The organism is Candidatus Hydrogenedentota bacterium, from assembly GCA_035416745.1.
Classification (GTDB): Bacteria; Hydrogenedentota; Hydrogenedentia; order Hydrogenedentales; family SLHB01; genus UBA2224.
The window spans coordinates 57818-59750 of sequence record DAOLNV010000027.1; the positions used below are offsets into that span (position 1 = coordinate 57818).

The following is a 1933-nucleotide window of genomic DNA, read 5'->3' on the forward strand; positions in this document are numbered from 1 at the left end:
CGTCGTGACGTACGGGGAGCCGCTGAGTCCGTAAAAGGGACGTGATACAGAGGGGGAGGACGGTCGATGAGCAATTTCTCCTGGGTGGACGGAAGCATCGTCGGCGTCTACCTTCTCGCTACCATGACGGCGGGCATCATGGTGCGCAAATACGTGGGCCGGGTCGAGACGTTCCTGGTTGCGGGCCGTGAGATGAACGTGTACCTGGGCATCGCTTCCCTGGCCGCAACCGAGTTCGGCATCGTCACCTGCATGTACACGGCCCAGAACGGCTTCGACAAGGGGTTCGCCGGCGCCACCCCGGGCATCCTGTGCGGACTGGCGTATTTCGTGGTAGGCAGAACGGGCTTCTGCATCGAGCCCATGCGGCGGGCGGGGGTCATGACGCTCCCCGAAATGTTCGAGAAGCGCTTCGGCCCGAGCGTCCGCTGGCTGAGCGGCCTGGTCATAATCATCTCCGGCCTTTTGAACATGGGCATCTACTTGCGAATGGGGGGCGAGTTCCTGATTGCGGTCTCGGGCATTTCCGGCAAAGGCCATACCCTCGAGATTATGATGTCGCTCTTGCTGATATCGGTGGCGGCCTACACGATCCTGGGCGGCATGCTTTCGGTCCTCGTGACCGATTTCCTGCAGTTTGTGGTCATGAGCGCTGGCCTGATTGTGGTGACCATCCTGATCATTGCGCACGTCGGATGGGGAACCCTGCTGAGCGCGGTCGAGTCCCATTACGGCGCGGGCGGGTTCAATCCGTTCGTAAACCCCGATATGGGGTGGTCCTTCGTCGTATTCAACAGTTTTGTGGTCACTGCATGCGTGTTGACCCACCAGCCGGTCATTCAGCGTGTTCTGTCGGCCAAAGATGTGCAGACGGGCCGCAAGGTGTTCACCTGGACCAGTTTCTTCTTTGTATGCCGGTTTGTGATCCCCGGGATTTGGGGGATTGCGGCTCTCGCATCGCTCCCCGCGGGCGTGGTTGGCGAGAGGACGCAGCAAGCCATGCCCCTGTATCTGGGAAGCATCTTGCCGATGGGCGTGATGGGAATCCTGGTTGCGGCCATGCTGGCCGCGGATATGTCTACCGACTCCTCGTATCTGTTGGCGTACGGAAGCGTGATCTATAACGACCTGCTCGCGCCGTTGCGCCGCCGCGTGAACATGACCGAACGGCAGGGCATCCGCTGGAACCGCCTGATAGTGGCGGCGCTCGGGGTATTCTTTCTGTTTTACGGCCTCTGGTACCCGCTCAAGGGAAGCGTCTGGTCGTATCTCACGATTACGGCCACGATCGGATTTGCGAGCATGACCACGCTCCTTGTGTCGTGTTGTTATTGGAAACGGGCTAACAACTGGGGGGCAGCGGGGGCGATCGTAGCCGGAGCGGTCATACCGTTGGCGTACCTTGTGCTGGAACTGGCGCCGGCCACGCGCGAGCTGGCGTTGCGGATCGGTCCAAACTGGTCAGGCATCGCAGCGTTCCTGGGTTCGGGCGTGGCCATGGTCGTGGGCACGCTGTTGAAGCCCGGCCAGAAGACGGCCAAGGAGGCAAAAGCATGAGCGTGGCGCATGGGTTCTGGACGGTGCTCGCCCTGGCGTGCCTGATATGGTACTCGACCGTTACGTTTCTTGTGGCATACCGCGGGGTGATAGACATCCGCTCGATGCTTGCCCGCCTGCGCCGGGGTCAAACCGGCGAGGGGGAAGACGGCCTGAACCGGGAGTAGGCCGCGCTCCCTTCGCGGCCCGCGGTTCGAGACGCCCATCACCGGGATTGCCCGGCTTCCGGGGCCGCCTGTTTTGAAGGGAAACCGAACCGCAGAAGGAGTTGCAGGACAATGGCCAGCAGTACCAGGAAGGGCGTCCATTGAAACGCGGCGTCGATACCGAGATACTCTGCGGCGTGGCCCAGCGCGATGCCTCCGGCGAATCCGCC

2 protein-coding genes are annotated in these 1933 nt (G+C 61.9%); both read left to right on the forward strand.

The features are described from left to right. Positions 1-66: 66 nt before the first annotated feature. On the forward strand, positions 67-1557 hold the full coding sequence (locus tag PLJ71_10555) for a sodium:solute symporter family protein (protein HQM49119.1): 1491 nt from the start codon (positions 67-69) through the stop codon (positions 1555-1557). Further along, complete coding sequence (locus tag PLJ71_10560) at positions 1554-1724, forward strand: hypothetical protein (GenBank protein ID HQM49120.1); 171 nt, start codon at positions 1554-1556, stop codon at positions 1722-1724. Before PLJ71_10555 ends, PLJ71_10560 begins: the two co-directional genes overlap by 4 nt. The last annotated feature ends 209 nt before the right edge of the window (positions 1725-1933 follow it).

Bases quoted from the DNA above. Each gene is read 5' to 3' on its own strand.
- PLJ71_10555 (HQM49119.1), top strand. From the start codon at position 67: ATGAGCAATTTCTCCTGGGTGGACGGAAGCATCGTCGGCGTCTACCTT.
- PLJ71_10560 (HQM49120.1), top strand. From the start codon at position 1,554: ATGAGCGTGGCGCATGGGTTCTGGACGGTGCTCGCCCTGGCGTGCCTG.